Genomic DNA, 7440 nt, shown 5'->3' on the forward strand with positions numbered 1-7440 from the left:
CGGCCTTACTACAAGGTGGTGATCGCTATCAGTTGGAGGGGGTAATGAATGGGGTAGTGAGTGAACCCGAACGCCAGTGGGCAGCGGAAAAGATTAAGGCGCGGCAAAGTTAAGCAACTTCTGCTAATGTATTTACAAAAGCAATACGAGCATTATAACTAATGGATGTTGTGTATGCCTTAAATGGTATTACCTTTGTATGGAATGCCACGAAAGCCACACGGAAGGAACAAGAATATTATGAAAATTGAAGTGCTCAAAAATCGCTTAGTCAAAGAACGCCCGATGACAACGATCACCTTGCGTATGCCCGTTGATGTGGTAGAAGACCTCAAGCGGATTGCGCCAAGTTTAGGGTTTACGGGTTATCAAGGTTTACTAAAAACCTATGTTGGGCAAGGTCTACGGCGTGATCTTGATCGCTTGGACAATGACGCTGTGACCGCTTTAGTTTCCAGCCTCAAGCGCCGTGGTGTGAGTGAGTCGGTGATTATGGAGGCTTTGAATGAAGCAGTGCATGACTAGCGATGAATCTGCTTTCAGCTAAAATTTGGATAGGAAAATAAAACGATGAATTTAGCGATTGATTTACCGGATGATGTGTTGGTTTTGGTCAACAATCTCCCTGATCAACGTAGTTTTTTGATTGAAGCCATTCGGCGTGAATGGCTGCGGCGTAAAGCACTGGCACAGCTTAACCGTTTAAGTGAGCAGGTGAGTAACCGACACCCTGAGCTAACAGATCAACAACTAGACGATTTATTGAATGACTGAGCTTTCATTGCGTGTGGTGGTGGATACCAATGTATTGCTGAGTTTTCTCATGAAACGCTCATCAACACCCGGTAAGTTATTGACGCATATTCTTCAACATCATCAATTGTTAGTGTCGAGTGCTACCTTAGAAGAGCTGATGGACAAGTGCAGCCGCGAGAAATTTAGACCTTATTTTTCACAAGAAGAAGGTCAAGTGTTTGTTAGTTTATTGCAGCAGTTGGCCGAAAAGGTCGTGGTTAATCTAGTCATTAGCGATTGTCGAGATGCAAAAGATAATAAGTTTCTGGAGCTAATGATTGCCGGTAATGCCGATCTATTAGTCACAGGCGATAAGGACTTGCTGGTTTTGCATCCCTATCAAGGTATTCCCGTTCTAAATGCTCACGATAGCAGTTTATATTTGGAAGTAGCCCTGTGAAGCGGAATGAAGCAGTAAACGATGTGAACCAGAATTCATAAAAAGTGGTGAACTATGAAGGTGAAACGGTAAAGGCGCTCCAAGCTGCATTTGAAGAGGCGGTTTATGATTATTTAGCAGGCTGTGAAGCTAAAGGCTATGAACCAGAACTACCTTGTAAGGGGAGTTTTAATGTACGAGTTGGGCATGATTTGCACCTAGCCGCGATGTTAAAAGCCAAGGAGTTAGGGATCAGTTTGAATGATTTTGTCCGTCAAGCTTTGAATCAGGCTTTGCCACTCAGTCATTGAACAGGTCGTTGATTTTTCAACTTTCCACCCCAGCCGGACACAATCCGGCTTTTTCGTTTCAATAGGCTAGGTGATGGATATGGATATTTTAAGATACAAAGGCTGCATGCTGATGGTGGAGCTGAATAAAGAAACCTTGCTGTATCAAGGTAGGCTCTTGGGGCTTGAAGAGGCTTGTGGAAACAAGTTAGTTGTTTTGGATTTTGAAGGGGATAGTTTAGAGGCATTAGAGCTGCCTTTTTATGAAACCGTTGATAGCTACCTGCAATGTCCATTGCCTGTTGAAGAACTCCCCAAAACTTACTCAGGTGTGTTGAGCATTCGAGTATCCCCCACACTTCACCAGCAAGTTGCTGAGCAGGCAGCAAAGCAAGGTATCAGCATGAATAGTTGGTTTATACAGGTCGTTGAGCAATCGCTTACCGCTCAATAGTGTCGTATAACTTCTTTAATGCGTCCCTATGTAAAAGTGAGAAACCCTTATGTGACGGCGTTTGTAGGCTGTTTATGTCAGTGTATAAAACTGCTGGAAAAAACGGCAGTACATAAATGTGTCGTATAACTCGCTGACATGCATAACCTGTAAAAAGGTTTTAGACTCTATTTATAATTGAGTAGTTTATAAACAGTTGATCGCCCGATTTTCATTTGTTTGGCTATTGCGGTAGCACCTACACCTTCAGCATGCAATTGCTTGACCTTTGCACTGTCTATGCTGGGTTTGCGCCCAAATTGAATACCCTTGGCTTTGGCCTCTAAACGTCCTTCATTAGTACGCTCTAGTATCCGTGCTCGTTCTGCCTCAGCAACAGCAGCAAGAATAGTAATCACCATCTTACCCATAGCACCCTCTGTGCTAATGCCATCATCCAGAAAGCGAATACTCACCCCTTGATTAGAGAACTCTTTAATCAGATTCACCATATCGGCGGTATCTCTACCTAAGCGGTCTAGCTTCTTGACTAAGATCACATCCCCTTGTTCTACCTTCTGTCTCAGTGCTTCTAGTCCAGAGCGCTCTGTATGGCTTCCAGTAGCCTTATCTGTGAATAGTCTATGTTCTGTTACACCTCCATCCTTTAAAGCTTTTAGCTGTATTTCTAGTGATTGCTGGCTAGTGCTTACCCGTGCATATCCAAAGAGTCTCATAGTGTTTTCCTTGTTTCTAAATTCGATTAGTAGACAGTATAGTCTATTAAATACCTGAAAACGATTTAATAGACGGTGATTTTATAGCTGAAATAGCTGTCTATTAATTTATAAATTAGTAGACGGTATTACAGGGTGAGGGCACCGCTTACCAAGCTTGAATAGGGGTGGGTGGTCGGCAAGAGGGTTGGCCTCTGCCTTGCTAAAGCTGGGTACTTGAATATCTACATGGGTTCACACATGCACCACTTACTTACTGTGTAATGGCCGAATGAACACTAAAAAACGTCAGCACATGCAATAGTCTGCTGTTGTTTAATGGGTTTTTAGTAATCAAAGGGCGTACTTTAATGACTGAAAATAAAGCAAAAAATCCAAGACTTGCACTTCATTTGGGTGAAGAGTTACGAGCATGGCTCAAAAATATGGCTAAAGAGCATGGTCGCAGTATGAGTTCTGAGGTTATCCAAATCTTAAAGCGTGAGAGAAACCGCACACAGTCATCACAAGCCTATAACGGCCTAGAGCCATTCTGAACCTAAGGGGAATAATAATGAGTCAATTAATAGAAACAACTCAACAAGAAATAGATAAACGCTTAGGCTTAAATGTGATGTCGCCTGCACAGCGTTTTCGTGCCACCAATGGCTGTTTATGTAGTGAAAATAAATTATTAGCTGAGCGTGCTCTGCAGTTGTTTGATAAGGCTAATTATAACCGTTTGTTAAATGAATCTAGACTACTTTCTTCTGGAGGAAATGGCACAACATCAGATAGTAGCATGCCAGCAATATTTGAAAGAACTTTAGTTCGAGAGGCTTATTATAATCTTGTCGGTGCACAGTTTGTTCAGGCGAATGTAGATGATTTCTCGGCTTCTTATGCCATACCGTATAGTTATCGTAAGAATATCGCTGGCTATAATGGTGTTCGTACTTATGAAGGTGCAGGAATTAGTCGTTCTGGCTTAGCTCAGGGGACGGAAATAGCTTATCCCATCCCGCAAAAACTAAGTTTTGAAGTATCAGATGAGCTGAACTATCTAGCTACTAATAAAAAAATGGATTGGGATATTGTTACTGAAAATCTAAAAAATGCAGCACGTATTATAGGTGAAGATACAGATACCCTAATTTTTAATGAGCAAGTTCAAGCCTCAGACGAGTGGCAGGCTATGCCTGTAGTGGAAGATTTAAGCGATAAGAGTAATAGTTCTAAGATCGTATTGTTGGGTGAGAAAGTAACGACAGTATGTAGACCAAGAGTGATTCGTGGTTTGGAGGGTAGCCAAATTGGAAACACCTTAAATCCAGTTACGGTCACCATTGATGGTGTTGCAATACAAGAGTATCAGTCTTATTTAGTTTTATCGTCAGGTATTTATTATGTGCTGAACTATGATATTGGTGAGATATATCTGGTTGATCATAGTGGTAACTTGATTGATCCAACAGGTAAAGCTTGGACGATTGCTTATAGCCGAGTTACTAATGTTGATTATTTTGATATGGATGTACCTGCAGGAGTTAAATCTAAAGAACACTGGGATAATTTCTTAAGAGTTTATGCCTTACGAAAAACATTAATTGAAGATGGTCGCCTGCATCAGGCGATGTTTGGTTTGATGTCAGGTGTACTAATGACTGAAATTGAACAAGCTGAAAAGTTTCAGGCTTCTAATCGAGTAGTTGCTACTGATTTGGCCGTGACAGGTAATCTGGGTTTAGTAAAGGGTGTGCCTAACTGGAAAACCAGTGCACCTAATCTCTGGTTAGGTGATCGTCGTGTGATGATCGGTGAGATAGTGACTCGCCTAAAAATTGTTAAACCTTGGACGATGGGACAATTAGAAAATCAACGTGATCAACATGGGCGCTTTACAGGTCGGAAAGAGGCTTATGGTGATCAGTTTATAGCATTGCTTACTCCCAAACCTTTGAAGGGGGGACTCACCAGTATTGTTGTGTATAACGCTTCAGCGCGTGTAGCTCGCAATAATCCATAGTGCTGCTTTATAACAGCAGTACTCGCTAATTAAGGGTTTGTGTTTGCCTTGGTTTTAGGTGGCTTAATGTAGCTACCTCTTTTTAAAGATTAATGCAGGTAATTAAGTGAATGATTACATCTTCCTCCCTCGTTGGTGAGCAGCAAGGTAAGGTTTCATGGTGGCCGCTTACGTGGTTAAAGCCCTTTAGTTTGTTCTTCACTGCAAGTCGGTCTGATTTATTAAAGCTGAGCGATTTAACGCCAGTAGCTCATAGTTCTTTATTAGCACTGGGTTATGAAGCGGCTGAAGCGGATTTTATTTGGGAAACACTCCAGCATGATTTAGGCGCAAGCTATGCTAGTCAGTTGGTTTTCATTGAGCAGGAGCAAGCCCCGTATGGATAAACCTGCTTTACTGAATTCAGTGCAACTGGAGCTGGCTATTAATGAAGCTAAGCAAGAGGTTTTTAAATATGATCGTGGGAACTTGTACCCAAGGTTGTTGATGCAATTGAAGAGAGAGTTAATCATTCATGTTTTACAGGAAACCGAAGGTAACTATCGGCGTGCAGCACAATTGCTGGGATTAAGAGCGGAAACACTAAGAAAATACCGACAACAAGTCTTATAGAAGTTTGTATATAAAATTAAAAAGGAGAGCTGCGAACTCTCCTTTTTTGTGTTTACTGAAATATCGATTCAGGACTACCTATTGTGCAATCTAATGAAAGCATCATCAACCCCGATATTGAAAATTTACCTGCCACTGAGCAGGAGCTAATCAAGCTATTACTCACAAAAGTAAAAAATGGTGAAGCATCCATTGACGAAGCGGCAAACTTGCTACGGCTAGAGTGCGTTCATCTGCTCGAAATAGAGCAGCTAAAAAGCAAAATACAAATTCCAGAAAATCAAAAAAATCTCAAAAAACCAAGAGGTAGACCTAGAGGAAAAACACAGCATGTACTTGAGAGAAATAAAAATATTTTAGCGCTATGGATTGACTGGGTAGAGGAAGGTCAACCAATGCGTGGTGGTAAGGCATTTATGAGAGGGCATATAGCGAAGTGGTGCCGATGTGATCCAACCGAGGTTGATCGTGTAGTAGCTGCTTGGAATGGTTACAAAAAAGGAATTGACTACCTTAAAGAGCAAAATATCAAGATTGTTCACTATGGTTTAGAGCGTGAGGAAGAGTTGCTGGCAGTTATTGAGACTATTGCTCGTTATGTGAGAGTTGGTCGAATTAAGCCTGAGACTTTAGATGATGGGGGCAAAGTAATTCAGGTTTTCTTTAAAGATGGTGGTTTTTACTTGAAGGAAAGTGAGTCTTTCGTTAATTCAGTATTTTTTCAAAAAAATCATATACATAAAACGTGGGAAAATATTTAGCGAATATTTTCCTGATGAACTGCTTATGCATTGTTTGAGATAAAAACACCTAGAAAAGAAAAACCCGCCTTTTGAGCGGGTTTAAAAATGAATAATTTTTAGAACTTACAAGGTGTAAGTATATGCGCTCAAACGAATATGGCAATTCCGAAAAATCCGCCAATCTTCCCTTGACGGTAAAACCATCACTTGCTAGCCTTAAACACGTACCGAGTGAACGCACTCGGCACAACATTAAGCAAACAAGCGGCGGCAATGTAAAGAACACTGAACCGCCTATGAGCGGTTTTTCTATTTCCGCTACACTAGACGATTCTAACGAATTGCCGAGAGTAGCAAGGAATACAACACCGCTTCGCGGCAATACTTGCAGCGTTTCCGTTTGGACGCTTAATGGCTCTCGGCAGCTTTATAACTGCCAACACATTAAACAATCAGACGAGAACAACGCCATGCAAAACATGCATACACCCGCTATCGGTGCGCCTGCACACTTAGCGAAGGGCTTAAACCCTGAATCTATTTGCCTTCTTTCTCTCCAACACGCCTTAGATGCAATCCAGCAAGCACACACTGACAAATCTACCAAGGGCAAAGGTCAAGCCTATCACCGGCTTTTAAACGCCTTCCACCAAGCCATCCTCCCCTTATTTTTTGCCGAAGCGAAGGGCAACTTGTCCGAAGTTTCCCGCCTCATGGGCATTCACCGCGAAACCATCACCATCTGGTGCAAGCAATTGGGCTTGAATAGCCGTGTGAATGAGGAGGTGCAAGCATGAAAGCCCATACCTTTGACCAAAAACTGCAAAAGGCACAACAGCGCATCAGCAGCCGTTTAAGTCATGCCCAACCGGAGCGCGTGAATGGCCTACGTGCTCACTTGTGGATGCAATGGATGAAGCAACAAAACCTGTTCAGTGCATCCAGTGCCAGCCGTCACCAAGGAGGTCAGGCATGAACCCCTTAAGCATTGATCGCCATTGCACCGTTGAACGTCTGCACGACGATTTAGAGAGCATTTATAGCTTACTGTGGCTGGCGATTGACTCGATTGAGCAACACAAACTCACTGAAATTGATCACGTCACCCACGGCCTCCGCCTTGCCACCGATAAAGCGTGGGCGCAAATGAGCGCTGCAAAAAAGCTCCAAAATCAATTGTACCAAGAGTTTTTAGAAAGCAACCAACCCAGCAAGCGCGCTCAGCAGGAGGTGCAGGCATGAACACCTTCATCCTGATAGCCCTAGCGGTCATTATCCTTGCCGCCTTGGCTTTATTCCTCTACGCCAAACGTCTGGCTAGTGGCGAACCCGCGAATGCGTCCCTCCTCTTGATGGTCAAATGGCCGCTACTGTTTGCCAGCGCGGGCTTCAACTGCTTTTTCACCTATAACGTGTTCAGCACCTTTAATGAAGCCGTGGCTATTT

15 protein-coding genes are annotated in these 7440 nt (G+C 42.7%); 14 read left to right on the forward strand and 1 reads right to left on the reverse strand.

The annotated features are described in order from the left end of the window. Positions 1-240 precede the first annotated feature (240 nt). The 5 genes from Q0230_RS01280 to Q0230_RS01300 all read left to right on the forward strand — a co-directional run bounded on the left by Q0230_RS01280 (position 241) and on the right by Q0230_RS01300 (position 1918). On the forward strand, positions 241-525 hold the full coding sequence (locus Q0230_RS01280) for a hypothetical protein (protein ID WP_298607359.1): 285 nt from the start codon (positions 241-243) through the stop codon (positions 523-525). A 45-nt stretch (positions 526-570) separates the two neighbouring features. Further along, positions 571-774: a hypothetical protein gene (locus Q0230_RS01285; protein ID WP_298607361.1), complete on the forward strand. Its 204-nt coding sequence runs from the start codon at positions 571-573 to the stop codon at positions 772-774. Next, a complete protein-coding gene (locus Q0230_RS01290; protein WP_298607363.1) occupies positions 767-1195 on the forward strand; it encodes a putative toxin-antitoxin system toxin component, PIN family in 429 nt (142 codons plus the stop codon). The genes Q0230_RS01285 and Q0230_RS01290 overlap by 8 nt, the downstream gene beginning before the upstream one ends. Positions 1196-1239: 44 nt before the next feature. After that, a complete protein-coding gene (locus Q0230_RS01295) occupies positions 1240-1485 on the forward strand; it encodes a type II toxin-antitoxin system HicB family antitoxin (protein ID WP_298607365.1) in 246 nt (81 codons plus the stop codon). A gap of 79 nt (positions 1486-1564) precedes the next feature. Further along, a complete protein-coding gene (locus tag Q0230_RS01300; RefSeq protein ID WP_298607367.1) occupies positions 1565-1918 on the forward strand; it encodes a type II toxin-antitoxin system HicB family antitoxin in 354 nt (117 codons plus the stop codon). Positions 1919-2085: 167 nt separating this feature from the next. On the opposite strand, the gene Q0230_RS01305 is transcribed toward Q0230_RS01300, so the two are convergent. Further along, on the reverse strand, positions 2086-2634 hold the full coding sequence (locus Q0230_RS01305) for a recombinase family protein (protein ID WP_298607368.1): 549 nt from the start codon (positions 2632-2634) through the stop codon (positions 2086-2088). A gap of 350 nt (positions 2635-2984) precedes the next feature. Here Q0230_RS01305 and Q0230_RS01310 point away from each other — a divergent pair, with 350 nt between their 5' ends. The 9 genes from Q0230_RS01310 to Q0230_RS01350 all read left to right on the forward strand — a co-directional run. Further along, entirely contained in the window at positions 2985-3170 is a 186-nt protein-coding gene (locus Q0230_RS01310; RefSeq protein WP_298607370.1) for an Arc family DNA-binding protein, read from the forward strand. A gap of 17 nt (positions 3171-3187) precedes the next feature. Further along, entirely contained in the window at positions 3188-4639 is a 1452-nt protein-coding gene (locus Q0230_RS01315) for a hypothetical protein (protein ID WP_298607371.1), read from the forward strand. A gap of 110 nt (positions 4640-4749) precedes the next feature. Further along, a complete protein-coding gene (locus Q0230_RS01320; protein ID WP_298607372.1) occupies positions 4750-5025 on the forward strand; it encodes a hypothetical protein in 276 nt (91 codons plus the stop codon). Further along, the gene (locus Q0230_RS01325) at positions 5018-5251 is read left to right on the forward strand and encodes a helix-turn-helix domain-containing protein (RefSeq protein ID WP_298607374.1); all 234 of its coding nucleotides are present in this window, start codon (positions 5018-5020) and stop codon (positions 5249-5251) included. The genes Q0230_RS01320 and Q0230_RS01325 overlap by 8 nt, the downstream gene beginning before the upstream one ends. Positions 5252-5334: 83 nt before the next feature. Beyond that, positions 5335-6012, forward strand: coding sequence for a hypothetical protein (locus Q0230_RS01330; protein WP_298607376.1), 678 nt, complete (start codon positions 5335-5337; stop codon positions 6010-6012). 452 nt (positions 6013-6464) lie between these two features. Next, entirely contained in the window at positions 6465-6791 is a 327-nt protein-coding gene (locus Q0230_RS01335) for a hypothetical protein (RefSeq protein WP_298607377.1), read from the forward strand. Further along, positions 6788-6970 carry a hypothetical protein gene (locus Q0230_RS01340; protein ID WP_298607379.1) on the forward strand — a complete coding sequence of 61 codons (183 nt, stop codon included), beginning with the start codon at positions 6788-6790 and terminating at the stop codon, positions 6968-6970. Before Q0230_RS01335 ends, Q0230_RS01340 begins: the two co-directional genes overlap by 4 nt. Next, positions 6967-7236: a hypothetical protein gene (locus tag Q0230_RS01345; RefSeq protein ID WP_298607381.1), complete on the forward strand. Its 270-nt coding sequence runs from the start codon at positions 6967-6969 to the stop codon at positions 7234-7236. Before Q0230_RS01340 ends, Q0230_RS01345 begins: the two co-directional genes overlap by 4 nt. After that, positions 7233-7440, forward strand: a 208-nt coding sequence (locus tag Q0230_RS01350) for a hypothetical protein (RefSeq protein ID WP_298607383.1), incomplete at its 3' end; no start/stop codon positions are given. The genes Q0230_RS01345 and Q0230_RS01350, both read left to right, overlap by 4 nt.

Source organism: uncultured Thiothrix sp. (genome assembly GCF_937876535.1).
In the GTDB taxonomy this organism is placed as follows: Bacteria; Pseudomonadota; Gammaproteobacteria; order Thiotrichales; family Thiotrichaceae; genus Thiolinea.